25 protein-coding genes are annotated in these 24,895 nt (G+C 65.0%); 7 read left to right on the top strand and 18 right to left on the bottom strand.

The features are described from left to right. Position 1 precedes the first annotated feature (1 nt). Positions 2–1,882 (bottom strand): biosynthetic arginine decarboxylase, encoded by a 1,881-nt coding sequence (speA, locus tag BLV04_RS19605; RefSeq protein ID WP_093036376.1) that lies wholly within the window; start codon positions 1,880–1,882, stop codon positions 2–4. 45 nt (positions 1,883–1,927) lie between these two features. Between speA and BLV04_RS19600 the strand changes: the two genes are divergently transcribed. After that, complete coding sequence (locus tag BLV04_RS19600) at positions 1,928–2,983, top strand: esterase/lipase family protein (RefSeq protein ID WP_093036373.1); 1,056 nt, start codon at positions 1,928–1,930, stop codon at positions 2,981–2,983. A 267-nt stretch (positions 2,984–3,250) separates the two neighbouring features. On the opposite strand, the gene BLV04_RS19595 is transcribed toward BLV04_RS19600, so the two are convergent. From BLV04_RS19595 to glgC, 9 genes are all read right to left on the bottom strand, one after another. Next, a complete protein-coding gene (locus BLV04_RS19595) occupies positions 3,251–3,946 on the bottom strand; it encodes an EF-hand domain-containing protein (RefSeq protein WP_093036370.1) in 696 nt (231 codons plus the stop codon). Between the two features lie 204 nt (positions 3,947–4,150). Then, a complete protein-coding gene (locus BLV04_RS19590) occupies positions 4,151–4,846 on the bottom strand; it encodes a class I SAM-dependent methyltransferase (protein ID WP_175534714.1) in 696 nt (231 codons plus the stop codon). A gap of 80 nt (positions 4,847–4,926) precedes the next feature. Continuing rightward, positions 4,927–6,132 (bottom strand): ammonium transporter, encoded by a 1,206-nt coding sequence (locus tag BLV04_RS19585; protein ID WP_093036367.1) that lies wholly within the window; start codon positions 6,130–6,132, stop codon positions 4,927–4,929. Positions 6,133–6,547: 415 nt separating this feature from the next. Beyond that, positions 6,548–7,357 carry an ABC transporter permease gene (locus BLV04_RS19580; protein ID WP_093036365.1) on the bottom strand — a complete coding sequence of 270 codons (810 nt, stop codon included), beginning with the start codon at positions 7,355–7,357 and terminating at the stop codon, positions 6,548–6,550. Continuing rightward, positions 7,354–8,097 carry an ABC transporter ATP-binding protein gene (locus tag BLV04_RS19575; protein ID WP_093036362.1) on the bottom strand — a complete coding sequence of 248 codons (744 nt, stop codon included), beginning with the start codon at positions 8,095–8,097 and terminating at the stop codon, positions 7,354–7,356. The genes BLV04_RS19580 and BLV04_RS19575 overlap by 4 nt, the downstream gene beginning before the upstream one ends. A gap of 13 nt (positions 8,098–8,110) precedes the next feature. Then, positions 8,111–8,812 (bottom strand): tRNA (guanosine(46)-N7)-methyltransferase TrmB, encoded by a 702-nt coding sequence (trmB, locus tag BLV04_RS19570; protein ID WP_093036359.1) that lies wholly within the window; start codon positions 8,810–8,812, stop codon positions 8,111–8,113. A gap of 167 nt (positions 8,813–8,979) precedes the next feature. Further along, on the bottom strand, positions 8,980–9,783 hold the full coding sequence (locus BLV04_RS19565) for a thiazole synthase (RefSeq protein WP_093036356.1): 804 nt from the start codon (positions 9,781–9,783) through the stop codon (positions 8,980–8,982). Between the two features lie 67 nt (positions 9,784–9,850). Beyond that, positions 9,851–10,051, bottom strand: coding sequence for a sulfur carrier protein ThiS (gene thiS / locus BLV04_RS19560; RefSeq protein WP_093036353.1), 201 nt, complete (start codon positions 10,049–10,051; stop codon positions 9,851–9,853). A gap of 13 nt (positions 10,052–10,064) precedes the next feature. Continuing rightward, on the bottom strand, positions 10,065–11,336 hold the full coding sequence (glgC, locus tag BLV04_RS19555) for a glucose-1-phosphate adenylyltransferase (RefSeq protein WP_093036350.1): 1,272 nt from the start codon (positions 11,334–11,336) through the stop codon (positions 10,065–10,067). Between the two features lie 272 nt (positions 11,337–11,608). Here glgC and glgB point away from each other — a divergent pair, with 272 nt between their 5' ends. The 3 genes from glgB (at position 11,609) to BLV04_RS19540 (ending at position 15,034) form a co-directional block, all read left to right on the top strand. Further along, positions 11,609–13,882, top strand: coding sequence for a 1,4-alpha-glucan branching protein GlgB (glgB, locus tag BLV04_RS19550; protein WP_093036347.1), 2,274 nt, complete (start codon positions 11,609–11,611; stop codon positions 13,880–13,882). Between the two features lie 14 nt (positions 13,883–13,896). Then, the gene (locus BLV04_RS19545; RefSeq protein WP_093036344.1) at positions 13,897–14,364 is read left to right on the top strand and encodes a YaiI/YqxD family protein; all 468 of its coding nucleotides are present in this window, start codon (positions 13,897–13,899) and stop codon (positions 14,362–14,364) included. A gap of 97 nt (positions 14,365–14,461) precedes the next feature. Further along, complete coding sequence (locus tag BLV04_RS19540; RefSeq protein ID WP_093036342.1) at positions 14,462–15,034, top strand: NnrU family protein; 573 nt, start codon at positions 14,462–14,464, stop codon at positions 15,032–15,034. A 7-nt stretch (positions 15,035–15,041) separates the two neighbouring features. On the opposite strand, the gene BLV04_RS19535 is transcribed toward BLV04_RS19540, so the two are convergent. Both BLV04_RS19535 and BLV04_RS19530 read right to left on the bottom strand, forming a co-directional pair. Next, positions 15,042–15,296 (bottom strand): hypothetical protein, encoded by a 255-nt coding sequence (locus tag BLV04_RS19535; protein WP_093036339.1) that lies wholly within the window; start codon positions 15,294–15,296, stop codon positions 15,042–15,044. A 49-nt stretch (positions 15,297–15,345) separates the two neighbouring features. Next, positions 15,346–15,771, bottom strand: a complete 426-nt coding sequence (locus BLV04_RS19530; protein ID WP_093036520.1) for a hypothetical protein — start codon at positions 15,769–15,771, stop codon at positions 15,346–15,348. Between the two features lie 240 nt (positions 15,772–16,011). Here BLV04_RS19530 and moaE point away from each other — a divergent pair, with 240 nt between their 5' ends. Beyond that, positions 16,012–16,482: a molybdopterin synthase catalytic subunit MoaE gene (moaE, locus tag BLV04_RS19525; RefSeq protein ID WP_093036336.1), complete on the top strand. Its 471-nt coding sequence runs from the start codon at positions 16,012–16,014 to the stop codon at positions 16,480–16,482. A gap of 186 nt (positions 16,483–16,668) precedes the next feature. On the opposite strand, the gene ureG is transcribed toward moaE, so the two are convergent. From ureG to BLV04_RS19500, 5 genes are all read right to left on the bottom strand, one after another. Then, positions 16,669–17,283, bottom strand: a complete 615-nt coding sequence (gene ureG / locus BLV04_RS19520) for an urease accessory protein UreG (protein ID WP_093036333.1) — start codon at positions 17,281–17,283, stop codon at positions 16,669–16,671. A gap of 10 nt (positions 17,284–17,293) precedes the next feature. Then, on the bottom strand, positions 17,294–17,980 hold the full coding sequence (locus tag BLV04_RS19515; RefSeq protein ID WP_093036329.1) for an urease accessory protein UreF: 687 nt from the start codon (positions 17,978–17,980) through the stop codon (positions 17,294–17,296). Continuing rightward, complete coding sequence (gene ureE / locus BLV04_RS19510) at positions 17,964–18,422, bottom strand: urease accessory protein UreE (RefSeq protein ID WP_175534716.1); 459 nt, start codon at positions 18,420–18,422, stop codon at positions 17,964–17,966. The genes BLV04_RS19515 and ureE overlap by 17 nt, the downstream gene beginning before the upstream one ends. Positions 18,423–18,512: 90 nt before the next feature. Beyond that, positions 18,513–19,730, bottom strand: a complete 1,218-nt coding sequence (locus BLV04_RS19505; RefSeq protein ID WP_093036320.1) for a phosphatase PAP2 family protein — start codon at positions 19,728–19,730, stop codon at positions 18,513–18,515. A 17-nt stretch (positions 19,731–19,747) separates the two neighbouring features. Further along, on the bottom strand, positions 19,748–20,344 hold the full coding sequence (locus BLV04_RS19500; RefSeq protein WP_093036317.1) for a GNAT family N-acetyltransferase: 597 nt from the start codon (positions 20,342–20,344) through the stop codon (positions 19,748–19,750). A gap of 198 nt (positions 20,345–20,542) precedes the next feature. On the opposite strand from BLV04_RS19500, the gene mgtE reads away from it, so the two are divergent. Together mgtE and BLV04_RS19490 are read left to right on the top strand one after the other, a co-directional pair. Beyond that, positions 20,543–21,955: a magnesium transporter gene (gene mgtE, locus BLV04_RS19495; protein WP_093036313.1), complete on the top strand. Its 1,413-nt coding sequence runs from the start codon at positions 20,543–20,545 to the stop codon at positions 21,953–21,955. A 132-nt stretch (positions 21,956–22,087) separates the two neighbouring features. Next, on the top strand, positions 22,088–23,680 hold the full coding sequence (locus BLV04_RS19490; RefSeq protein ID WP_093036310.1) for a choice-of-anchor I family protein: 1,593 nt from the start codon (positions 22,088–22,090) through the stop codon (positions 23,678–23,680). Positions 23,681–24,079: 399 nt separating this feature from the next. Here the strand turns inward: BLV04_RS19490 and BLV04_RS19480 are convergent. Next, positions 24,080–24,895, bottom strand: an 816-nt coding sequence (locus tag BLV04_RS19480) for an efflux RND transporter permease subunit (protein WP_139191971.1), incomplete at its 5' end; no start/stop codon positions are given.

Raw genomic sequence — 24,895 nt, 5'->3', positions numbered from 1 at the left:
CTCAACTGCCCAGATAGGTGTAGCCGTAGAGCCCGGCCTTGAGCTCGACGAAGAATTGCTCGCGGGTAGGCCGGTCCAGACCGGCGGCGTCCAGCTTGCGTCGATAGTGCGCGAGCAGGGTGCGTGGCTCGAAATGCACATAGCTCAGCAGCTCGTCGGTGGAGTCGCCGCGCTCGGCATCCAGCAGACGATAGCCGCCCGGTGCGCTCGCATCCAGCTCGACATTCACGGCATCCGTATCGCCGAAGAGATTGTGGATGTCGCCGAGGATCTCCTGATAGGCGCCGACCATGAAGAAGCCGATGAGATAGGGCGCCCCCGACCCGGCGCCGGCATGTACCGGCAGACTCGCCTCCACGCCGCCCTCGTCGACATAGTGGTCGATACAGCCGTCGGAGTCGCAGGTCAGGTCATGCACCATCGCCCGGGCGTCCGGCAGCTCGTCAAGACGCTGGATCGGCACGATCGGAAAGATCTGATCGAGCGCCCAGACGTCCGGCATCGACTGGAATAAGGAGAAGTTGCAGAAGAGCTTGTCGGCGAGCAGTGCGTTGACCTCGTCGGCCAGCTCGCGGTGGCGTCGGATGGCCGGATCCAGCCGTCCGGCCAGGCGCCGACAGATGGCGAAGAAGAGCTCCTCGGCCCGCGCGCGTCCCGTCAGGTCGAGTCGATCCGCGGCAAAGCGCTCGCGTGCGGTGGCCATCAGCTCACGCGCCTCCGAATAGACCTCCTGCGGCGGTGCCTCGTCCGCGGCCCGAAGCTGTCCGGACAGCGCATCGAGGAGCGGATCCCCCTCGTCGGTCTCGGGCAGAACACCTTGGCCGCCGGCCTCCTCCCGATCGATCACGTTGGTGATCAAGGCCGCATGATGCGCGGTGAGCGCGCGGCCGGATTCGCTCAGTAGGTCCGGCTCGGGCAGGCCGCGTTGCCGACACTCGGCCGCGACACTCTCGACGATCGCGCTTGCATAACCCTCGAAGCTGTAGTTGACCGAGCAGTAGTTGCGCGTGCGTGTCCCCTCGTAGTCGACACCTAGCCCGCCGCCGACGTCCAGGATGGTGATCGGCGCACCCAGTCGGCGCAGCTCGGCATAGAAGCGCACCAGCTCGGCGACACCGGAGCGGATGTCCTGAAGATTCGGGATCTGAGAGCCCAAGTGCGCATGCAGCAGATTGAGCCAATGCAGCCGTCCGGCGGACTCGAGCGTGCGGACCAGGTCCAGGATCTGATTGGCCGAGAGTCCGAACTTGGCCTTCTCCCCGCCGCTGCTCTGCCAGTTCCCCGCCGCCGCGGCGGCGAGTCGCGCCCGTACGCCGAGCAAGGGCTCTACGCCGAGCCGCTCGGCCTCTTCGAGGATGAGCCCGACCTCGGAGGGCTTCTCGATCACGATCTGCACGCGCAACCCGAGCCGTCTGCCGATCAGCGCGAGCCGGATATACTCGCGGTCCTTGTAGCCGTTGCAGACCACCAGCCCGTCCGGCGGCGAGAGTGCCAGAACCGCCATCAGCTCGGGCTTGCTGCCGGCCTCCAGGCCCGCATGACCGGAGCGCAGGATCTCGCGCACCACGCCGGCCTGCTGGTTGACCTTGATCGGATAGACGGGCTGGTAGCGACCGCTGTAGCCGCTCGCCGCGCTCGCGTCCACGAAGGCTTGGTGGAGCGACTCGACGCGATGGCGAAGGATATCGTTGAAGCGCACCAGCACCGGCAGGGACAGGCCCTCCGCGTCGAGCTGCTCGGCCAGGAGGGCCAGATCGACCTCGGTCGCGCCTTGCGGGTTCGGTCGCGCGTAGAGATGACCGGCGGGGTTGATCCCGAAATAGCCCTCGCCCCAGCGGTCGATGGCATAGATCTGATTGCAGCGCTTCACGCCTTGGTCCATTGCGACGGGTCTCGTTCGGTGATGTCGATGGGAGGATGGTAAGGCATGAACGTGAAATCCGTGCGGTTCCGCCGTCGCTTGGCGCTGCTTCTGATCCCGATCGGTCTCCTGCTTGCGGTCGCGGCCTGGACCTGGTGGGCCGAAGGTCATCCGCGCGAGGAGCGCCGCCTGCGCGTGCTCGTCCATGACCGGCTCGATGCCTGGTTTCCGCAGGCGATGGCGCCGGTGGACGGCTGGCATGGTCTCATCCCGCGCATCCAGGTCGTCCCGGACGGTGCGGATCACGCCTTGCCGCGGGTCCTGCTGGTCCACGGGCTCGACGAGCCCGGCGACATCTGGGACGACCTCATCCCCGTGCTCGGCTCGGCGGGATTCGAGGTCTGGGAATTCCGATATCCCAACGACCAAGGGGTCGACCGCAGCACCGATCTACTCGCCGCGCATTGGCCCGAGCTCGCCTTCGACCGGCCGGTCGTCTTGATCGGACACAGCATGGGCGGACTCATCATCCGCGACTTCGTCACCCGCTGGCGCAACCCGGTGGGCGCGCCAGCGCGAGTCGAGGGTGCGGCCGTGCACGGCGTCATCCTGGTCGGTACACCCAATCAGGGCTCGGAATGGGCGCGGCTGCGCATCTGGCTGGAGCTGCGCGACCATCTGGCCGCCGGACCGGAACGGCGCTTCTCGCTCTTCGCCGGACTGCGCGACGGCATCGGCGAGGCGAAGATCGATCTGCGTCCCGGCAGCGCCTTTCTGGAGGATCTAAACACATGGCCGTGGCCCGAGTCCGTTCCTATCCGGCTGATTGGCGGTCTGCTCACCGAGCCACCCGAGTCGATGGCCGCGAGTCTCGAAGCCATCTCCGCCGAGCTCGAATCGACCGAGCTCGCCGAGGTGCTCGAAGACTGGTGGTCGAGCCTCGGCGAGGGCCTGGGCGACGGCGTCGTCCCCCTCGCTTCGCTGCGGATCCCCGGCGTCCCGCCGCCGGTTCTCGTGCGAGCCTCGCATCGCGGGATGCTCGCACGCCTGTTCCCGAACGATCCCGAACCGGAAGCGATCCCGCACATCGTTGCCGTCCTCGATGAGTGGTCCGGGCGATGAACCTCCGGGGTTATAACGCGGTCTGTGCTCCGCTTTGACAGACCTTGCCATTGAGCTGGCAGCGAAGTCAGCCGACCTGCGTCGGAGTCTGCCGTCCGGCATCGTCAGCGCCTTGGCCGATCTGGTGCGGTCTACATCGACCAAGTCGACTTCATGGAGGGCTTGGTTCAACCCGAGCGACTTCGGCAGCGCATCCGGGCTTGGGCGCTGGATGCCCGGACTCTTCCCCGACCGGCATTGAGGGTGTTCGTCCGGTCCGATGGCGACTCAGGGCGCTCGCATATTCTGTTGTAGATGCTGCGCCTGACCGGCCGTGAATTCGTCGGGCGTGATGCGCCCGTCGCCGTTCAGATCGATCGCCTCGAATGACGGTGCGTTGGCGAGGTTTCGCATCGGATAGCCCTGCTGAGAGCGCTCTTTGATGCGGTCGGCCCGCGCCTCGTAGAATTCCTGCTCAATCAAAACGCCGTCGCCGTTCAAGTCGAATTCGGCGAAGGCGGGCATGTTTCGACCCACGCCCGCGCCGGGTCCCATCCCTGGTCCTCCGCCTGGTCCCATACCGCTACCTGGTCCCATCCCGCCGCCTGGTCCCATACCGCTACCTGGTCCCATCCCGCCGCCTGGTCCCATACCCCCACCGGGTCGTCCCTGCATTCGGGATTGCTGAACCCTTGCGAGCTCCTCCGGCGTCAGCCGCCCGTCGCCGTTCAGGTCGAAGTCCGAAAAGGCCGGTGCGTTGGCAGCCCCCCGCATCGGCGCTCCCTGAGCGGCCCGCTCCGCCATGCGTTGAGCCCGCGCGGTGTCGAACTCCACCTCGGTGACGATCCCGTCTCCGTCGAGATCAAACGCCGAGAAGGTCATCGGGCCGCGCGGGGGCGGGGGTTGCTGAGCGAGGGTCAAGGGTGCGGCGAGGGTCGCCGCGACCGTCACTGCCATGATGGATCTACGTATCGTCGTCTTCATGGAAACCTCCGTGGGTCGATCGGGTGAAGGTCCGCGCCGATATCGGCGTGACCCGCTCGCCTCTAAACCGCGTCCAGAGCGAGATGCTCACTTTCGAGTGAGCTCGACGTTTGGTGCATTCACGGCCCTTAGCGGGGACGCGGTTTAATCCTTATTGAAGCACCTGAAGTTGCAGAGAGTGTGAAAACGGTCGGGCGCCGGACGTCAGGCGTCAACTTTTCGAAAGAGCAGGAAATAATTCCCGCGCAGCTTGATCGGCTCGTCGCTCAGCTTGAAACCGGCCTGCTCCACCTCGCCGATTACCTCCTCCCGACCGGCCCTGACGTGCCCTAGGATCCAGCGATTGCTGACGCCCGGCTCACGCCTGAAGTCGATGATCGCGAGGATTCCGCCCGGCACCAGCGCCGCCCGGATGGAGTCGAGCATGGCGCGCGGATACTCGAAGTGGTGATAGGTATCCGAGGTGAACACCAGGTCCACGCTCGCGGGCGGCAGCTCGGTGCTCTTCTGTCCGCTGAGCACCGTCAGGACGTTGCCGAGACCCGCCTCCGCCGCGCGCGCCGCGATCGCCGTGACGAAACTCTCCGAGATATCCACGGCGAAGACCCGTCCGGACGGACCGACCGCCTCGGCAAACAGCATCGTGTAGAGCCCCGAACCGGCCCCCACGTCCGCGATCCGCATGCCGGGTCGGATCTTCAACGCCTCCAGGATCTCGAAACGCCGATCGTAGACCTCCCGCCCGTCGCTCTCGAAGATCTCGCGCCAACGGTCATGGTCGGCGCCGTGATAGTAGGCGTTCATGTCTGGGCCGACGGCCGGGGGCTCGGCGTGGGCGGTGGGATGGCCGAGCAGAACCAGCGGCAGGAGGAGGGTCGGCAAACAGCGGTGCGAGGGCATGGGGGAGACTCCAGGGATGGTGCGAGTGCGCGAAGGATAGCGTTTGGGCTGACGTTTTCCCTCCACCCCCGAGAATCGGTCTACACCTCCCCGCGGTTGTAGTCGGGCTGCGCGGTGATCTTGTGGATGCTCAGATCCGCGCCGATGTATTCATCCTCTTCGCTGAGCCGCAACCCCATGACCGCCTTGATTCCGCCGTAGATCAGGAAGCCACCGCCGAAGGCGATGGCGACGCCGCTCAGTGTGCCGGCCAGTTGGCTGCCGAATGCTACTCCGCCGACGCCGCCGAGCGCTTCGAGTCCGAAGATCCCGGCCGCGAGGCCACCCCAGAGTCCACATAGCCCGTGCAGAGGCCAGACGCCCAGTACGTCGTCGATCCGCCATTTGTTCTGCGTCAGGGTGAAGGCGTAGACGAAGATGGCCCCGGCGACAGCACCGGTCACCAGCGCACCGATCGGGTGCATCAAGTCGGAGCCCGCACAGACCGCGACCAATCCGGCGAGCGGTCCGTTGTGCAGGAAGCCGGGGTCGTTCCTGCCGACGACCAGTGCCGCCAGGATGCCGCCGACCATGGCCATGAGCGAGTTCACCGCCACGAGGCCGCTGACGGCCTCGACGGTCTGCGCGGACATCACGTTGAAGCCGAACCACCCCACGGTGAGGGTCCAGGCGCCGAGCGAGAGGAAGGGAATCGAGGACGGCGGGTGGGCGGTGATGCCGCCGTCGGCACGGTAGCGTCCCTGGCGCGGGCCGAGCAGCAGGACCGCAGCGAGCCCGATCCAGCCGCCGACGGCGTGGACGACGACCGAGCCGGCGAAGTCGTGAAAGGGCGCACCGAAGACCCCGGTGATGAAATCCTGAGCGCCGAAATTGTTGTTCCAGACCATGCCCTCGAAGAAGGGATAGAGCAGGCCGACGATGATGAAGGAGGCGAGCAACTGCGGGTGGAACCGCGCCCGCTCGGCGATACCGCCCGAGACAATCGCCGGGATGGCAGCGGCAAAGGTCAGGAGGAAGAAGAATTTGACCAAGGCAAAGCCGTGCTCGATTTGGAGCGAAGCGGCGTCGCTGAAGAAATCGACCTGGTAGGCGATCCAATAACCGATGAAGAAATAGGCGATGGTCGAGACGGCAAAGTCGCTCATGATCTTCGCCAGGGCATTGACCTGATTCTTGGCGCGGACGGTGCCCAGCTCCAGGAACGCAAAGCCGGCGTGCATGGCGAGCACCATCACGGCGCCGATCAGGATAAATAGGACGTCGCTGCCGCCCTTGAGTGCTTCCATGGAAAACAACCTCTGTGTGGACTGATGATTGTGTGCGAAATTGGTGCGGCCGACAGCAGGAAACGTGCCGGAGGAAGTTAAGTACACCGACTGAGATGCAGACTGCCTCATTCGCCAAGGGCAACGATGCCGAGAGACACCGTTCGCCGAGACATCAGCCTTTCTATCCTTGCGCAAGCCGGTGAAGACGTGACCATGTGGGTTTTGCTGCCGGTTCGGTCGTGTTTCTTTTCCAGGGCATGGGTCGAATCGGCAGTCAACCGCGAGCGCGTCAACATGGTGCGCTAGGTGCGCCGCAGCGGCGTCTGTGCACCGAGTTGGACGGCGCGTAAGTAATGGGAACGGCGGGTGTGAATCCCGTGCCGGCGGGCTCGCCCGGAGCAGGATTACCGACAGGACGAGGAAATGGCTCTTCTCAGCTCGACCGATTCGCCGCGGCGAGCCGGTCGAGACGCAGTCGCTGGCGGTCGTCGAACAGACGGCGCGAGCCGATCCAGACCGCGGCCATGGAGCCGAGTCCGGTGCCGGCCGCAATGAGGAACATGATGAGGAGCTGGTACTTGGCAGCCTCCATCGGCGGACTGCCCGCGAGGATCTGGCCGGTCATCATGCCGGGGAGGCTGACCAGGCCGGCGGTGGCCATGGCGTTGATGATGGGGATGAGGCCGGAGCGCAGGGCGTCGCGACGCACCTCCTCGATGGCGTCGTCCCAGGTGCCGCCAGCGAGCAGGCGCGCCTCGATGCGTCCGCGTGAATCCCAGGCCTGGCGGGTCAGGCTGTCGAGCGCGATGGCGATCCCGCTCATGGTGTTGCCGAGCAGCATGCCGAGCAGCGGGATCAGATACTGCGGCTGATACCAGGGTTCGACCCCGATGATGACCGTCAGGGCGAGCAGGGTCACGGTGAAGGCCGACAGGAACATCGAGAGTGCGCCGATCCCGTATCCCCAGACGCCGCGGTATCGGCGCTTCTGTCGCTGCATCACCTCGTAACCGGCGACGGAGAGCATCACCAGGGCCATCAGCCCGATCAGCGGCAAGCTGGTCTGGGCGAAGAGCACCTTCAGCACCAGCCCGACGAGCATGAGCTGGACCGTGCTGCGCGCGGCCGAGATCAGAACACGGCGCTCGATCCCGAGGCGCAGCCGCCAGGACATGCCGGCGAGTAGGAGGACCAGGATGGAGGCCAGTCCCAGATCGAACGGGCTCAGATGGATGAGGGTCACGCTTCGGGCTCCAGTCGCTCGTTGCGGATGACCAGCGAGCGTCCGCCGATGCGGCGGCGTTGCCCCGGATCGTGACTCACCCAGAGGACGGCCGCGCCCCGCGTCTTGCGATAGGCCTCGACGACGGATTCCACGCGTGCGCCGCTGCTTGGATCCAGGTTGGCGGTCGCCTCGTCGAGCAGCAGCGCCTCGGGTGTCTGTGCGAGCAGGCGCACCAGCGCCAGACGTTGACGCTCCCCGGTCGAGAGACGCGTCACCGACCAGCCGAGGACGTCGGGCGCGAAGCCGAGGTGGCCGAGCCAGTCGGTGATGGTTGAGTGGTCCGGCAGGGCAGGGTGATTCGAGACGCGTCGGGGTGCGCGGCGAAAGGGTTTGGACAAGCGCAGGATAGCCGGATGAAGCGGCGCCGAGAGAAGCCGTCTGTGCGTCGACGCGGCCCGATCCGCATGGGTGCTCCGGATGACCGGCAGATGCTCGCCGACGCTCTCCGCCCACCAAAAGGCCTCCGCAGGCAGAAGACCGACCCGCCGACGCCAGATCGAGGGGGCGATGCGCGAGCGCGGCTCCTCGCCCAGCCAGACCTCGCCCTCGTGCGGATCCAAGTCGGCGACGGCGCGCAGCAGGAGACTCTTGCCCGAGCCGGACGGGCCCGACACGAAGACCAGCTCGCCCGCAGCGACAGTGAGATCGAGCGGCCCGAGCGCCCGCGAGCGGATCCCGTCGAGTCTGAGTCCGGACATCGGCGCCCCGATCTCAGCGCCGGCGAAACATCAGGTCGCGGACCCGATGGCCGAGGCGCTCGCCGCGTTGCTCGAAGCGGGTGAGCGGACGTGCCGCCGGGCGGGGCGAGAATCCGCCGGGTCCGGCGAGATTCTCGAAGGTTTCCGAAGACGTCTCCAGGATCTCGAGCATCTGCTCGGCATAGGGCTCCCAATCGGTCGCCGCATGAAAGACGCCGCCCGGGCGGAGCGCATGCGCGAGCAGCCCGATCAGCTCGGGTGTCAGGATGCGACGTTTGTGATGACGGCGTTTCGGCCAGGGATCGGGAAAGAAGAGCTGAACCCGCTCTAGGCTGCCGGGCGCAATGCCGCGGCCGAGCACCTCGACCGCGTCGTGCCGCATCAGTTTGAGATTGGTCAGCCCGCGCCGCTCGATCTCGAGCAGCAGGTGCCCGACACCGGGGCGATGCACCTCGATCCCGAGCCAATTGTTCTGCGGATCCTGCTCGGCCATCTCGGCGAGCGAATCGCCGTTGCCGAACCCGATCTCCAGGACGACGGGGTGCGCGTTGCCGAAGAGCCCCGCGAGGTCGATCGGCGTGTCGGGCGTCCAATCCATCCCGTAGAGCGGCCAGAGGTCCCGAAAGGCCCGCTCCTGCGCGGAGGTCAAACGACCTTCGCGCAGGACGAAGCTCCGGATGGGACGCAGGAATTTGGTCGTGGTCTCGGCCGTCATGAGGTCCTTACAACTGGCCTGTCGGCCGTCCACGCTACGACCGCTTTCGCAGTCGAAGCGCTCTAATCGTTGGATTTAATCATTCTGACCCGCGTCCGGCACGAACCTCGCTCATAGCCTTCGACGCCCGCCCCGCAACGACCTTCCCATTCCGTTCGGGACGCGGTTCAGTGCTGGAAGAACAGCCCTTCGATCGGCGAGGACGCCGAGGCAAACCGCTTCGGCGCCATGCGACCGGCAAGGTACGCCTCGCGCCCGGCCTCGATCCCCTTGCGCATGGCGCTGGCCATCAGGATGGGGTCGCGGGCCGCGGCGATCGCGGTGTTCATCAGCACGCCGTCGCAACCCAGCTCCATCGCCACGGCAGCATCCGATGCCGTGCCGACACCCGCGTCGACCAGGATCGGGACATGGGCGTTCTCGACGATGGTGCGGATGTTGAGCGGGTTGCGGATGCCGAGCCCCGAGCCGATCGGGGCGGCCAACGGCATGACGGCGATGCAGCCGATCTCTTCGAGCTGTCGGGCGACGATCGGGTCGTCGTTGGTGTAGACCATGACCTGGAAGCCATCCTTGACCAGCTCCTCGGCCGCCTTGAGCGTGGCGATCACGTCCGGGAAGAGTGTCTTCTCGTCGCCGAGGACCTCGAGCTTGACCAGGTTGTGGCCGTCCAAGAGCTCGCGCGCCAGTCGGCAGGTGCGCACGGCGGTCTCGACATCGTAGCAGCCTGCGGTATTCGGCAGGATGGTGTAGCGCTCGGGCGGCAGGATATCGAGGATGTTCGGCTCGCCCGGGGTTTGGCCGAGGTTGGTGCGGCGCACCGCGACCGTGACGATCTCGGCGCCGCTCGCCTCGATGGCCCGTGCGGTCTCGGCCATGTCCTTGTACTTTCCGGTGCCGACGAGGAGTCGGGAGCTGTACTCGCGTCCGGCGAGGGTGAAACGATCGGTTGCGGCGGTCTCGATGGGCATGGGTGTCGTGGCCAAAACGAAAGAAAGATTCAGGATAAAGGATTCGGGGCAGGACGCCCAAGCCGGGTCATCCGCCGCCGACGGCGTGGATGATCTCGACCTGATCCTGCGGCGCGAGCCGGTGCTCGGAGAAGCGGCTGCGCGGGACCAGCTCGGCATTGACCTCGACGGCCAGGCGGCGGCCGCCGAGCTTGAGCTGCTCGATCAGCTCCGCCATGGTGAGTGCGTCGGCCACCTCGGTGGCGGCACCGTTCAGGATGATCTGCATGCGGACGAGGCCCTCAACGGACGTGGTTGGCGTCTTGGCCCAGCATCTCGGGTGTGACGAGTGTGACGCCGCCCTCGCTCACGTAGAAACCCGCTTTGCGATCCGCTTCCTGATCGAGGCCGATCACGGTTCCCTCGTCGATCTGGCAATAGCGATCGATCACCGCATTGCGGATCGTGCAGTTTCGGCCGATCACCACATCCGGGAGGATCACCGAATCCTTCACATAGGCATAGGAGTTGACGCGCACGTTGGAGAACAACAACGAATGCCGCACCGTGGACCCGGAGATGATACAGCCGCCCGAGACCATGGAGTCGACCGCCATGCCGCGTCGATCCTCGTCGTCGAACACGAACTTCGCCGGCGGCAATTGTTCCTGATAGGTCCAGATCGGCCAGCTTTTATCGTAGAGGCTCAAGGGCGGCGTGACGCCGATCAGCTCAAGGTTGGCCTCCCAAAAGGCGTCGAGTGTACCGACGTCTCGCCAATAGGCCTGCTCGCCGCTGCGCGGGTCACGGAAGGTATGGGCCATGACGCGATAGTGTTTGATGACGGAGGGAATAATGTCCTTCCCGAAGTCGTGCGAGGATCGCGGTGTATCGGCATCCTTGATCAGCTGCTCGAACAGGAAGCCACGATTGAATACATAGATTCCCATCGAGACGAGGCTCTTCCCGGGCGATCCCGGGATGGCTTCCGGCTCCTTCGGCTTTTCGGCGAATCGCAGAACGCGCCCCTCGCTGTCGACCGACATGACCCCGAACTCGGTGGCGCGCTCGGTCTCCATCTCCAGACATCCGACCGTCATATCGGCGCCGGATTCGACGTGGTAGGCGATCATGGCGCCGTAATCCATCTTGTAAATATGGTCGCCGGCAAGCACCAAGATATAATCCGGGTTGTGATCGCGAATGATGTCGAGGTTCTGGAATACCGCGTCGGCTGTCCCCGCATACCAAGCGGTCTCGGCGACGCGCTGCTGGGCGGGCCATAATTCCACGAACTCGCCGAATTCTCCGCGCAGGAATCCCCAGCCCTTCTGGATATGCAGAATTAGTGAATGCGCCTTATATTGCGTCAAGACGCCGATGCGGCGAATCCCGGAATTAATGCAGTTCGAAAGCGGGAAATCCACGATCCGAAATTTTCCGCCGAAAGGAACGGCCGGCTTGGATCTCCACGCCGTCAGGTGCATCAGGCGCGAGCCCCGTCCCCCGGCCAGGATCAGCGCCAGGGTATTGCGGGTCAGGCGGCTGACGAACCGGGGATTTGTTTGGGGCATAAGTCCTCCTGTTGTCGTCTAGGCGAGGGCATTAGAGTAGTCCCCCGTATGTTAACATCAAGACGGTCCGAAGCGTCGGCGCACTGCCCTGTGGTCGCGTTCTTCCCGCGCCGCACCGCGGGCCGTCGATCCCGACGAGACCCCCGAACCTGTCGCGCCCGTCTGCCGCCACCCCGCAGACTCGTGGCGCGGCACCGCGATATCGAACGGTTTCCGTAACAGCGCCGATGGCAGGCGACATCGAGAGCCGACAGCGAAGGAAATACTTCAGAATGGCAACCGCGACACAGCACGCCCCCAAGGTTCCGGAACCCTTGCAGCGCATCATCGAGGCGCGTCATCACGACCCGTTCGAGATTCTCGGTCGGCACCTCGAGGGCGACCGGGCAGTGGTCCGCGTGTTCCTGCCGGGCGCCGAGTCGGTCGCCTTGGTCGAGGCATCCGAGCCGTTCGCCCGGATCGAAGGAACGGATTTTTTCCTTTGGGAGGGTCCGGCGTCGAAGGTTCCCGAGCGCTATCGCATCGACTGGATCGATGCCGCCGGTGACCATCACGTCCATCACGACGCCTACTGCTTTCCGCCCCAGCTCGCGGACTTCGATCTCCACCTCTTCGGAGAGGGCCGCCACTGGCACGCCTATCGGTTTTTGGGCTCGCACCTGACCGATGTCGACGGTGTGTCGGGCGTGCAGTTCGCGGTCTGGGCGCCGAGTGCCGAGCGCGTGAGCGTCGTCGGAGATTTCAACCAGTGGGACGGGCGCGCCCACCCGATGCGGGTGCGCGGCGGCACCGGTGTTTGGGAGCTTTTCATTCCCGGAATCGGGCAAGGCGGCTTCTACAAATACGAGATCCGCGATCGCGCGACCAATATCCACGTCAAGATCGACCCTTACGCGCAGGCGTTTCAGGAACGGCCGCAAACGGCCGGGTTCATCTGTCCGGAGAGTCGCTTCCGTTGGGCCGATCAGGCCTGGCTGGCGGCGCGCGCCGAATCGGATTGGCAGCATTCCCCCTTTTCGGTTTACGAGGTCCATCTGGGATCCTGGCAACGTGGTGCGGACGGTGAGTTTCTGAATTACCGGGTCCTCGCCGAGCAGCTCGCGGACTATGTGACCGAGCTGGGTTTTACCCATATCGAGCTTCTTCCCATCACCGAGCATCCCTTGGACGCCTCTTGGGGTTATCAATGCACCGGTTATTTCGCGCCGAGTGCGCGTTTCGGATCGCCGGACGATTTTCGCTTCTTCGTCGACTATCTGCATGGCCGCGGCATCGGCGTGCTGTTGGATTGGGTGCCCGCTCATTTCCCCAAGGACGCCTATGCACTGGCGCGATTCGACGGTACGGCTCTTTACGAGCATGCCGATCCGCGAATGGGCGAGCACAAGGATTGGGGGACCTTGATCTTCAATTTCGGCCGCAACGAGGTGAAGAACTTCCTCTTGTCGAGCGCGCTCTATTGGCTCGACGAGTTCCATCTCGACGGGCTGCGCGTGGATGCAGTCGCTTCCATGCTGTATCTGGACTATTCGCGCAATGCCGGTGAATGGATCCCGAACAAATACGGCGGCAACGAAAACCTCGAAGCCGTGGATTTCATTCGCCAACTCAATACCGTCACTCACGAGCAGCATCCCGGCACCCTGATGATCGCCGAAGAGTCGACCGCGTGGCCGGCGGTCTCGCGTCCGACCTATCTCGGGGGGCTCGGCTTCAGCATGAAATGGAATATGGGCTGGATGCACGACACCCTGTCCTACATGCAAAAGGATCCCATCTATCGTCATTATCATCACGATCTGCTGACGTTCGGCCTTCTATACGCCTTCACGGAGAATTTCGTGCTCCCCTTCTCGCATGACGAGGTGGTGCACGGAAAGAAGTCGATGCTGGATAAGATGCCGGGCGATGCCTGGCAGAAGTTTGCGAGTCTGCGCCTGCTCTACACCTTGATGTTCAGCTATCCGGGCAAGAAGCTGTTGTTCCAGGGCTGCGAGTTCGCGCACGGCTCCGAATGGGACTTCGACGCGGCGATGGATTGGGATCTGCTCGAGCGTCCGCAGCACGAAGGGATCAAGCAGATCGTCTCGGACCTCAACCGCCTCTATCGGGAGCAGCCCGCGCTGCATGAGGTCGACTTCGACAGCTCCGGGTTCGAGTGGATCGATTGTCACGACAGCTCACAATCCGTGCTCAGTTATCTGCGCAAGGACCTCTCCGGCGAGCAGATCGTCGCCGCCGCATTCAACTTCACTCCCGTACCGCGCACCAACTATCGGATCGGCGTACCCGAGCCCGGTTTTTATCGCGAGGCACTGAACTCGGACGCCGCGCTCTACGGCGGCAGCAATGTCGGCAATCAGGGCGGGGTCGAGGCCGAGCCGGTGAGCTGGATGGGACGACCTTATTCCATCCCGATCGCCCTGCCTCCGCTCGCCGGGATTATTCTTGTGCACGAGCCGATGTCCGCCGCTGCGGTCGAGAGCGAGAAGGATGCCGTGATCGCCGATGCCGATGTTTCGCCTGTGACGGCCGAGGCGAGCTGACGGGTTCGCGGCGGGTGGAGATCTGGGTCGACGCCGACGCCTGTCCGAACGCCGTGAAGGAGATCCTTTTTCGCGCTTCGGAACGGCTCGGCGTCCGGATCACGTTGGTGGCGAACGCGCCGGTGAGCACGCCGCCTTCGCCGTTGGTGCGTTCCGTTCGGGTCTCCGCCGGGTTCGACGTCGCCGACAACGAGATTCTGAAGCGACTCGCCCCCGGCGATCTGGTAATCACCGCGGATATCCCGCTCGCGGCGGAGGTAATCGAGGGGGGCGGCCAAGCCCTGAACCCCCGCGGCGAGCTCTACACCAAGGACAACATCCGCGAGCGCCTGACGATGCGCGACTTCATGGACACCCTGCGCGGCAGCGGCATCAACACCGGCGGCCCGCCCGCGTTCGGGTCGCGTGATCGGCAGGCGTTCGCGAATGCCTTGGACACGATTCTTGCGCGAACTAAACCGCGTCGGCCACGGACGTCTTGAGTCGGTGCGAGGTGGAATCCATTCGGAAACACCGGATGTTGCTCCGGACGCGCTTTAAGGGAAGCCGATTTTTCAATGCTCTTGGAGGAATCCTCGGATGGCAGTACTCGTCCTCGGTTTGATCCTGTTTCTCGGTATTCACTCGGTCTCCATCATCAAGAGCCAATGGCGTACCGATCTGGTCGTGCGATTTGGCGAGATCCCGTGGAAAGCGGTGTATGGGCTCGTCGCCCTGGTCGGATTTTATTTGATCGTCTCGGGATTCGGGGCCGCCCGTCTGTCGCCCGTCGTCATCTACGAGCCGCCTGTCTGGCTGCGGCATATCAGCCTGCTCTTGATGCTGCCGGTCTTTCCGCTGCTGCTTGCCGCCTATCTGCCGGGTCGGATCCAGTCCGCGACCAAGCATCCGATGTTGCTTGCGGTGAAGATCTGGGCAACGGCGCACCTGCTCGCCAACGGCACGGCTGCCGACATCCTGCTGTTCGGAACCTTCCTTGCCTGGGCGGTTGCCGACCGGATCTCGCTGAAGCATCGCACGACCCCGACCGTCTACGGGGCACCGCCCAACCAGGTGAACGACGCCATCGCGATCGTCGGCGGTATCGGACTCTACCTGCTGTTCATGTTTTGGCTGCACAAACTCCTGATGGGCGTTGCACCGATCGGGTGAGCGCGTTTTAAGGCTGTCCGTCCAGAAGCGAAAAGCTCACGAAGGTGGCGATCAGGATGAGGGTCGCGATACAGCCGGGGCTTGGGCAGAGCAGCATCAGGACGGCGGCACCGCTCCAGACGAACAGACAAAGGGTGCGCCGCGCCCGGTGGGCCGGGGTGGCTTTGCGCCGCTGGAAGTCGGTGTAGTCGGCTCGACCGCTACAGAGCCAGTGGATGACGCGCTGTGGCCACCCGACGATTTGCGAGATGAGCGGAGGCATCGTCGAGTGATCATCGCGAGGCGCTTCGGCGCCTCGCGATTCGCACCGATCAGAACTTGGTCACGACGACGTTGACGCCGTCTTCCTGACCCAGGTCGAAGGTGTTGTCGCCCAGCTTGGCGACCGTGCCGATCGTGTCGACAACAAAGGCGGGATCGGCCCCCGCGTTGACGACGAGGCCATTGCCCGAGCCATCCTCGATCACGAGGGTCGCGGCATCCGGCCGAGTGACCGAGATGCCATCGGCAGGCGAGACGATGGTCAGGTCAGCGTTCAGGAAGCGCACCGTCAGCGCCGAGGGATCGCGATTGGCCTCGACAAAGGCATCGGCGGCGTCGACCGCGCCGGTTTTGACCTTTTCGACCAGACCCAACGCGGCCGTTTTCGCCTTGCCCGCGATATCCCGTGCGTTCTCGCTGGTGGCGGCCTCTCTGACCGCAGCAACCGCTTTGTCGAGTTGTTCTTTCCAGTTCATCGTCGTTTCCTCTTGGTGGATGATCGAACGAAACAGGGACCCGGAGCACGACATCGGGCATGATTCAAGCCCGAGCGGTTCTCCTTCGGCGGGCGGTTCGATGCCCGGATCCGAGAGAAAGCCGGCGGGAGCCAAGGCGAAACGCTCGCACTCGAAAGTATAGGATCCCCTTATTCCTCTGCCGAGTGGACCGGGCAGACCGGGGTCGAACCCCGGACACCAGCGTCGGAGAAACCGAACATGCAACGCATTCGAGTTCAACGCGACCTGTTCGACATTGCGGAGGAGCAAAAAATTCTCTCCCGCGACAAGCCGCAGGTCGGTGCCGTGGTCACCTTCATCGGACTGATGCGCGACATCAACGAAGGCGCCGAGGTGGCCGCCATGACCCTGGAGCACTATCCGGGGATGACCGAGAAGGCACTCGGCGCCATCGCCGAGGAGGCCGCGCAACGCTGGGATCTGGAGGACATCAGCATCCTGCATCGCGTGGGGGAGCTGAGGCCGCAGGATCCGATCGTCTTTGTTGGTGTCAGCAGTCGACACCGGGGCGAGGCATTCCGTGCCTGCGAGTTTCTGATCGACTACCTCAAGACCCGCGCACCCTTCTGGAAGAAGGAGCAGACCGCGCAGGGCGAGCGGTGGGTCGATGCACGCTCGACGGACGATGATGCGGCACGGCGCTGGGCGGGAGGATCCTCCGACGCTTAAACCGCGCCCGGCGCGATATGCGCCATGGGTTGGAATGGCTTGGCCGCGCCGGCTCCGACAGTCGTCGGAGCCGGCGCGGTTTAAGGTATTAAAAATATTAAATTTTAAACCGCCTCTCACCGAGATCGAGGGCATCCCCGAAGCCAAATGCAGAATGAAAATCGCGCATGTCGCTCTGGACGCGGTTTAAGCCCCGAGCATCCCCTGATGCTCGATGAAGTCGAGGATCCTCTCCAGTCCCTCGCCGGTGCGCAGATTCGTGAAGACGAACGGCCGCTCCCCGCGCATGCGTTTGGAGTCGCGCTCCATGACCTCCAGCGAAGCCCCCACGTAGGGCGCCAGATCGATCTTGTTGATGACCAGGAGGTCCGAGCGGGTGATGCCGGGTCCGCCTTTGCGCGGGATCTTCTCGCCTTCGGCCACGTCGATGACATAGATCGTCAGGTCGGCTAGCTCCGGGCTGAAGGTGGCCGCGAGGTTGTCGCCGCCGCTCTCGATGAAGACGAGATCGAGATCCGGGAAACGGATCTGTAGATCCTCCACCGCGGCCAGGTTCATCGAGGCGTCCTCGCGGATGGCCGTATGCGGACAGCCGCCGGTCTCTACGCCGACGATGCGCTCGGCGGGCAAGGCTTCGGAGCGGATCAGGAACTCCGCGTCTTCGCGGGTGTAGATGTCGTTGGTGACCACCGCCAACTGATAGCGGTCTCGCAGCGCCTTGCAGAGCGCATCCAGCAGCGCCGTCTTGCCGGAGCCGACGGGACCGCCGACCCCGACGCGCAGGGGTGATGCATCGACCATGGTGTCTCCTTCAGGAACGAAACAAGCGGGTGTATTGGGTCTCGTGGGCGGAGCTTGCGATCGCCAGGGCCGGGGTGGAGGCGCCGATCTCCTCGTCCGCGACCCCCAGGGCCACGGCCACCGTGCTCGGGATGAGGGTCGCCAGGCGTGCCAGCGTTTGTTGACCGCGGGTCTGGCCCAAGGGCACGAGCTTGATCCCGGCCAGAACGAGATTCTCGAGCCAGCTCCAGGCATAGCCCGTCGCCGCCTCCGACGGCTCGATCCGCCAGGACGCCGCGGCGAAGGCGAAGCCGGCGGCCTGGCTCCGGGCGAGTTGCGGTTTCCACCCGAGCGCATCCTCCAGCCCCCAGGCCACCAGCAGATCGGCGAGCGCGCGTCCACGATCGGACTCCTCGCGCCGCAGCTCGGCGGTTTCCCGTCCGGCCAAGAGGCGATCGACCCAGCCGGCCAGCGCCGCTTGATCGCGATCGAGCGCCGCCGCCTGCATCCGCACCAAGAGCGGGATGTCCAGATACCGAAGACTGCTCCCGATCTGATCGGCCATCCAGCGTTCCAAGTCGTCGGCATCTCGGATCCAACCGGTCTCGACCGCCCACTCGATGCCCTGCGAGTAGGTGAAGCCGCCGACCGGAAGCCCGGGGCTGACCAGGTGCATCAGGCGCAATAGTGGCAGCGCCCCGTCAGTGCTCGTGTGCATGACCCGAATGATCGGCGCCCTGACCGCCGTAGGCACCGGACTCCGGCTCGAAGGCGGCGTCCACGAGCCTAACCTCGAGTCCGAGACCACGCACCATCTCGTCGAGGACCTGATCCTGTCGGTAGCTGAGGCGCCCGGACTCGATCTGCAGGGGCACGTGCCGGTTGCCGAGGTGATAACAGGCGCGCGCGAGCAGCAGCGGATCCGCGCTCTCGACACGCGAGAGGTGCTCCGGTGCCGCGATGATGCGTGCGACCAGTCCGTCCTCGGCGATCAGTCCGTCCCCGTGATGCAGGATGGTGCCGCGGGGCAGGAAGAGTCCAGCCTCCCGGCCGTCGTCGAGCAGCACGCGCAGCCGGCAGCGGGTGCGTTGCTCCAGGTTGAGCGTGAGGGTCACGTCCGCCGGGATGTCCGCGGTGGTCGTGCGGATAAAGCGGATCAAGGGTTCGGATTGCGGCACGGCTTCGCCCCGGTTGTGGTCAAGACTGCGGTCCTCGCAGGCGGTTGTCGATCGGTCCGGACGCGTTGCGGATCAGGGGTCGACACGGATCACCTCGCCGTCGCCCGTTTGCAGGTCGAGCTCGGGTAGCGGGTCCTGCGATGGATGGACCCGGATGTCGCCCGAGTCGATCCGGACCTCGACTCGATCCCAATCGTTCGCGACGATCCCCATCACGACCTTGGTGTCCTTCTCGGTGAAGACCCCCTCATGGCTGACCCGATAGGTCAGCACTTGGTGGTCACTGGTCAACTCCGGCTCGACCTTGCTCCAGGGCAGCCCGAAACCGCGCGCCTCCAAGCGCATCTCGGCCGTGCGGTGCGCGCCGCCCGGCCAGAAGAGGATCACGTAAGCCTGATCGGCGACCAAGCGCAAGACCTTGGGCGGCGGATCGAAGTCGCCCGGGCGGACCCATTGGATCTGCACGTTCTTCAGCGGCGTCGCCATCAGGACGGCCCCGATCATCAGGGCTGCGACGAGCGCATAGATTGCCGCAGTGAGCTTCGGACGTCGCAGCTCGGGCATCGGGGAGGGCGGTGACGCCGCCTCGGCGGCCTCGCGCCGCGGGATGCGCAGGACGAAATAGTAGAGCCCCCAGGCAATCCCGTAGGCGATAACTCCGGACCAGATGACGTCCGAGAGGAAGTGGTCGCCCGCCGCCATGCGTCCTATCCCGAGCAGGGTGCCGAAGGCAAGCGAGCCCGCCAGCGCGGTCCAGGCGAGCAGCGGCCTGCGTCTGCGCCAGATGATGAAGAAGACGCCGAGCATGTAGCCGATCGAGCTGTGTCCGCACGGGAAGGATTTGCCGTCGCCGTGCTCGGAGATGGCGAGCGGCGGGACGTAGTCGCGTGTTCCGCCGAGCTGCTCGATCTGATGCGGTCTCGGGCGTCCCCAATTGTCCTTGAAGACGCCGTTGACGATGAGTCCGGGTCCCAGGATAGTCGCGGCGATCAGCAGGATCGCGTAACAGCGCAGCCGTCTGAACGACTGCCAGATCGCCCCGGCACCCAGAACGAGCAGGCCGCCGAGCATGACGAAGCCGGTCAGGAGCGGCGAGGCGACATAGAGGAAGGACCAAAGCGGCGCTTGGGCCTCGAACCAAGGGTCGTCCGCCTCCGGATGATAAAAGAGCGCGGCGGCTCGGATGTCCAGGTCGGTCAGCCAAAAAGGCAGGGTCCCGACCAGGGCGATCAGGAGCAGGGCGATGCCTTGGGGGATCCAATCCCGACGCGGTGCGGTGGTTTGGGACATGGGGCCTTTCTTGTGTCTCAGTCGAGGTGCTTGAGCCAGAACACCATCGGTTTCGGCGTTTCCTCGGCCTCGTCGAGATCCCGCCAGGAGAAGGTCGTGCGCAACTGTGGCTGTCTCGCGAAGCCCTGTTTCATCCACAAGCCGTCGAGCGGGTAATAATCCGGCGGGCGTCGCGGGTGGTCGTCCGGCCGCTCCACGGCGCAGAAACAGGCGACGTCGAATCGGCCGAGCGCACGTGCATGCGCCTCGCGCTCCTCGAAGAAGCGCCGCCCGAGCCCCAGCCCTCGGTACTCCGGCAGCAGGACCGATTCGCCGTAGTAGAAGATCCGTTCGGGCGCATAGCCATGCGACTTGAAGGGCTCGATCACGTTCGGGGTCTCGGCCGCGAGCGGCAACGCACTCGACGCACCCACCACTCGATCGCCGTCGCGCACCAGAACCATGACCCCGTCGGGCGCGTCGGCGTAGGTCCGCAGATAGCGCTCTTCGTACTCCGCATCGCCCTCGTAGAGATAGGGATAGTCGCGAAAGACGCGGATGCGCAGGCGCGCGAGCGCCGGCAGATCGGCGACGAGATCCGCTCCCGTAAGACACTCGATTTGCAGCTCGGACATTGAAAACCCTCGTTCCGCCGCTCGTGAGTCGGACCGGTCCCGCCATGACAATCGCGTGGCCCGACCGAGGCGAGGCCCTGGATACCCCATGATAACCCGGTCGGATTTGATTTGATCCGCCGGTGTTGCCACACTCCGGCCGGTTTCGAGCCCTCGAAACGTCGATCCGCAACCCTTTTCTCCGGGACTGCCTCAGCCATGACAGAGACCACCGAAACGCCGCGGCTGCGTTGGACCCGCGGTCGACCCGGCGAGACACTCGACGTTAACCGTCCGGTGGTCAAGGCGATCGGGCGCATGATCAAGGCGGGTGAGCGCGAGGAGATTCGCCGCCTGCTGCGAACCTGGCATCCGCGCGACATCGTCGAGCTGCTCGTGCAGCTTCCACTGAAGCGCGCGCGCAAACTGTTTTTGGTCTTGCCGGCCGGACCCGCCGCAAAGGTGATCGCCGGGCTCAACAACGATTTTCGCGGCGCCCTGCTCGAAGACGCCACGATCGAGCGCCTCGCAGAGATCCTCGACGGTCGGGACGCCGAGGACGTGGTGCAGGTCCTGACCGAGCTTCCCGACGAGGTCCAGGAGCGGCTCATTCCGTACCTGCGCGAGGCCGACGCCATCCGCGAGCTCAAGGCGTATCAGGAGGATTCGGCCGGCAGCATCATGACCCGCAAGCTGGTCGCGGTGCCGCCGGACTGGAGCGTCGGGCAGGTCGTCGCCGAGGTGCGTCGTCGTGCCGATTGGATCAAGAAACTCTCGGCGGTCTATGTCGTGGATGCGGACCGCAAGCTCCTGGGCTATCTGAAGTTGCGCGATCTGCTGCTGCGCCCGAGCGACATCCCGGTGGAGCAGGTCATGCGCACCGATCTCGTCGCGGTCAGCTCGGATATGGATCAGGAAGAGGTCGTGCGCGTGACCACGGAGAACGACCTCATCACGGTGCCGGTCGTGGATGCCGAAGGTCGGCTGCTCGGGCGCATCACCGCCGACGAGCTGCAACGCGTGGTCCGCGACGAGGCCGAGGAGGACGTGCGTCTGCTCAGCGGCGTCTCGCCCGATGCGCGAGCCGACGACCCGGTGCTCGGCATCGTGAAGAACCGCTTGCCGTGGCTGCTCGCGGGGCTGGTCGGTGCGCTCGTCTCGGGCAGCGTCATCAACGCCTACGAGGCGCAGATTGCCGCCGCGGCCATCCTGGCGAGCTTCATCCCGATTGTGATGTCGATGGCCGGGAACGCCGGTATCCAAGCGGCCACCGTTGCCATTCAGGGCCTCGCGGCCGGCACCCTCTGGATCGGCGATCTGCCTTGGCGGCTCGTCAAGGAGATGCTCGCGGCCCTGCTGAACGGGTCGATCGCGGCCCTGATCCTCGCCGCGATCGTCTTTGTCGCGGGCCCCCTGGTGGGTGTCGCGGACCCGCTGCGTCTCGCGCTAACGGCAGGCGTTGCACTGACCCTCGTGACCCTGCTCGCCGTGACCATGGGCGCGGCCGTGCCATTGATCCTGCATCATTTCCGTATCGATCCGGCGATGGCCACGGGGATCTTCATCACCACAGGCAACGACATCATCGCCGTCCTGGTGTTCTTCCTGGTGGCGTCGCTGCTTTATCTCTGAGTGCTCCTGCGGTGATTGGCGTCCGGCTCGCAGCATGCAGCGCGTATCGCTGAATCGTCATCGGGCTGTCGCTGAACGGTCATACCTGATCCCGATAATGGGCGATTTTCACCCGACGAGGATCTCCGTCTCATGTCGTTTACGACCGTCTCCCGACTCTCCGCCGGCTGCGCCTTGGCGCTCGGCATCGGCACTCAGGCCCTAGCGGGTCCCCACGGATCTCAATCCACGATCGCCATCGCGCCGCTCGGCACCTACGCAACCGGTGTGTTCGGCGAGTCTGCGGCCGAGATCGTGGCCCACGATCCCCGCAGTCAGCGTCTGTTCGTGGTCAACGCGGCAAGCGGTCTGATCGACGTGCTCGGGGTGCACAGGCCAAGGAACCCACGTTTCTTGTTCAGTATCGACCTGACCGACTTTGGCGCGGTCGTCAACAGCGTTGCGGTACACCAGGGTCTGGTCGTCGCGGTTGTCGAGAACAGCGATCGCACCAAGCCGGGTCGGGCGGTCTTCATGCATGTCGACGGTCGGATTCTCGCGAGCGTGGAGGTCGGTGCGCTGCCTGACATGGTGACCTTCACGCCGGACGGAAAGCGGGTGCTGGTGGCCAACGAGGGCGAGCCCAACGACGATTACACCGTCGATCCGGAGGGCTCGGTCAGCATCATCGATCTGCCGCGAAACATTCGAAAGCTCGCTCAGGCCGACGTGCGCACGGCCGATTTCCGAAAATTCAACGACGCGACGCTGGATCCGAGCGTACGGGTGTTCGGTCCGAACGCGAGCGTGGCGCAGGACTTCGAGCCCGAGTACATCACGGTCGACAAGGACTCGAAGATCGCCTGGGTGTCGCTGCAGGAGAACAACGCCGTCGCCGTCCTGGACATCAAGGCCGGTGACTTTACCGCGCTGCATGGTCTCGGCTTCAAAGATCACAGCCTGGCGGGGAACGAGCTGGACGCCAGCGACCGCGACGGCGGGATCAACATCCTCAACTGGCCGGTCAAGGGGATGTATCTCCCGGACGCGATCGCGAGCTACGAGTACCGCGGGCAGACCTATATCGTCAGCGCCAACGAGGGCGACGCGCGCGACTATGACGGCTTCAGCGAGGAGGCGCGAGTCAAGGATCTCGCTCTTGATCCGTCGGTTTTTCCGGATGCGGTTCTCCTGCAGGAGGACGAGACTCTCGGCCGATTGACGGTCACGACCACACGCGGTGTCGATCCGAATACGGGGCTGCACGATGAGATCTACGCGTTCGGAGGTCGTTCCTTCTCGATCTGGAGCGCGGATCTGAAGCAGGTCTACGACAGCGGTGCGGACTTCGAGCGCATCACTGCGGATGCCTATCCGGAATTCTTCAACTCGGACCACGAGGAGAACAAGCTCGACAACCGCAGCGACAACAAGGGCCCCGAGCCCGAGGGCGTGACCGTCGCCAAGCTCTGGGGCCGCACCTATGCCTTCATCGGCCTGGAGCGCATCGGCGGCGTCATGGTCTACGATGTGACCAATCCCTATGCACCGAGCTTCGTTCAGTATCTCAACAACCGTGACTTCGGTGCCGAGCCGGGCACGCCGCAGGCGGGCGATCTGGGTGCCGAGGGGCTAACGGTGATCGAGGCGTCGAAGAGTCCGATCCGCGGGGTGCCCTTGTTGGTCGTCGCCAACGAGGTGAGCGGCACGACCACCCTGTTCCGCATCGAGCGGATCCGGCGCTAAGACGTCGGGGCTTTTGCCTCGGCCTTAAGGACTGCGGTGATCGTCGCAGGCGACGCTCACCGCATCGATCCGCGCATCAGGGCTCCGCGCCCTGCTTGCGATCCTCGTCGGTCGGGATGGGTCGGCTCCGGATGGGTCGGTCGGAATCGTGCAGCTCCCCCATTCCGGCTGCGCCACTGCGCCTGCGATCAGAAACCCCACCAACGCCAGGAGCGGCACCGGCCACCACGCCAGGCGTGCGCGCACCACCACCCGTTCTACGCGGGCTTCGATCCGGCGTTCGAATACGGTGGCAGCGCCGAGTGGCACAAGGACGACAACCAGTGCAGGCCAGACATCGGCAGGTGTCAACGCCGCCGACAAGTCCCCGCCGAGCATCGGCCACAGTCGGTTTGAGGCTTATGGTTGGGTCTTCTCGGCTTGGTTGACGGAAGGCCGGCCGACGGCGAGATCGGCGCGGCGGGAAAAGAAGGCGTACATGGTGGGCACCACGATCAACGTCAGCAGGGTCGAAGAGGCGAGCCCGCCGACCACCACGGTCGCGAGCGGGCGCTGCACCTCCGAGCCCACCCCGGTGGCGTAGAGCAACGGCGCCAGTCCGAGCACCGTGGTCAGCGCCGTCATCAGCACCGGGCGCAGCCGGGATCGGGCGCCGTCCAGGACGGCGGTGCGCGGATCCTGGCCGCCGACCCGGTTCTGGTTGATGGCATTGACCATGACCACGCCGTTGAGCACGGCGATGCCGAACACGGCGATGAAACCGATGGAGCCCGGCACCGAGAGATAGATGCCGGAGACCCACAGCGCGAAGACGCCGCCGATCAGCGCGAGCGGCACGTTGAGCATGATCAGCAGCGCCTGGCCGACGGAGTGGAAGGCAAAGTAGAGCAACAGGAAGATCAGCCCGAGCGACAGCGGCACCACGATCATCAACCGCTGCTGAGCGCGCTGCTGATTCTCGAACTGGCCGCCGAAGACGACGCTGTAGCCGGCCGGCAGGTCGATCTCCTCGGCGATGCGCCGGTCGATCTCGGCGACCAGGCCACCCATGTCGCGCCCGACGACATTGGCCTCGATCACCACCCGGCGCTGCACGTCGTCGCGGCGGATCTGCGGCGGGTGAGTGCGGTCAGCGATTTTGATGGTTTCGCGATCAAGTTGCGTGATAGGGGTCGGCGAAGCGCTCCCCCGGTCTCGCGCGGCCGGGGTGTGGGC

The organism is Thiocapsa roseopersicina, assembly GCF_900106925.1.
Lineage (GTDB): Bacteria > Pseudomonadota > Gammaproteobacteria > Chromatiales > Chromatiaceae > Thiocapsa > Thiocapsa roseopersicina.
Note: the sequence above shows the minus strand (reverse complement) of the source record. Positions and strands in the feature narration are given on the sequence as shown.

Excerpts from the sequence above, each read along its gene's own strand:
- speA (WP_093036376.1), bottom strand. The coding sequence starts at position 1,882 with ATGGACCAAGGCGTGAAGCGCTGCAATCAGATCTATGCCATCGACCGC.
- BLV04_RS19600 (WP_093036373.1), top strand. The coding sequence starts at position 1,928 with ATGAACGTGAAATCCGTGCGGTTCCGCCGTCGCTTGGCGCTGCTTCTG.
- BLV04_RS19595 (WP_093036370.1), bottom strand. The coding sequence starts at position 3,946 with ATGAAGACGACGATACGTAGATCCATCATGGCAGTGACGGTCGCGGCG.
- BLV04_RS19590 (WP_175534714.1), bottom strand. The coding sequence starts at position 4,846 with ATGCCCTCGCACCGCTGTTTGCCGACCCTCCTCCTGCCGCTGGTTCTG.
- BLV04_RS19585 (WP_093036367.1), bottom strand. The coding sequence starts at position 6,132 with ATGGAAGCACTCAAGGGCGGCAGCGACGTCCTATTTATCCTGATCGGC.
- BLV04_RS19575 (WP_093036362.1), bottom strand. The coding sequence starts at position 8,097 with ATGTCCGGACTCAGACTCGACGGGATCCGCTCGCGGGCGCTCGGGCCG.
- trmB (WP_093036359.1), bottom strand. The coding sequence starts at position 8,812 with ATGACGGCCGAGACCACGACCAAATTCCTGCGTCCCATCCGGAGCTTC.
- BLV04_RS19565 (WP_093036356.1), bottom strand. The coding sequence starts at position 9,783 with ATGCCCATCGAGACCGCCGCAACCGATCGTTTCACCCTCGCCGGACGC.
- thiS (WP_093036353.1), bottom strand. The coding sequence starts at position 10,051 with ATGCAGATCATCCTGAACGGTGCCGCCACCGAGGTGGCCGACGCACTC.
- glgC (WP_093036350.1), bottom strand. The coding sequence starts at position 11,336 with ATGCCCCAAACAAATCCCCGGTTCGTCAGCCGCCTGACCCGCAATACC.
- glgB (WP_093036347.1), top strand. The coding sequence starts at position 11,609 with ATGGCAACCGCGACACAGCACGCCCCCAAGGTTCCGGAACCCTTGCAG.
- BLV04_RS19540 (WP_093036342.1), top strand. The coding sequence starts at position 14,462 with ATGGCAGTACTCGTCCTCGGTTTGATCCTGTTTCTCGGTATTCACTCG.
- BLV04_RS19535 (WP_093036339.1), bottom strand. The coding sequence starts at position 15,296 with ATGCCTCCGCTCATCTCGCAAATCGTCGGGTGGCCACAGCGCGTCATC.
- BLV04_RS19530 (WP_093036520.1), bottom strand. The coding sequence starts at position 15,771 with ATGAACTGGAAAGAACAACTCGACAAAGCGGTTGCTGCGGTCAGAGAG.
- moaE (WP_093036336.1), top strand. The coding sequence starts at position 16,012 with ATGCAACGCATTCGAGTTCAACGCGACCTGTTCGACATTGCGGAGGAG.
- ureG (WP_093036333.1), bottom strand. The coding sequence starts at position 17,283 with ATGGTCGATGCATCACCCCTGCGCGTCGGGGTCGGCGGTCCCGTCGGC.
- BLV04_RS19515 (WP_093036329.1), bottom strand. The coding sequence starts at position 17,980 with ATGCACACGAGCACTGACGGGGCGCTGCCACTATTGCGCCTGATGCAC.
- BLV04_RS19505 (WP_093036320.1), bottom strand. The coding sequence starts at position 19,730 with ATGTCCCAAACCACCGCACCGCGTCGGGATTGGATCCCCCAAGGCATC.
- BLV04_RS19500 (WP_093036317.1), bottom strand. The coding sequence starts at position 20,344 with ATGTCCGAGCTGCAAATCGAGTGTCTTACGGGAGCGGATCTCGTCGCC.
- mgtE (WP_093036313.1), top strand. The coding sequence starts at position 20,543 with ATGACAGAGACCACCGAAACGCCGCGGCTGCGTTGGACCCGCGGTCGA.
- BLV04_RS19490 (WP_093036310.1), top strand. The coding sequence starts at position 22,088 with ATGTCGTTTACGACCGTCTCCCGACTCTCCGCCGGCTGCGCCTTGGCG.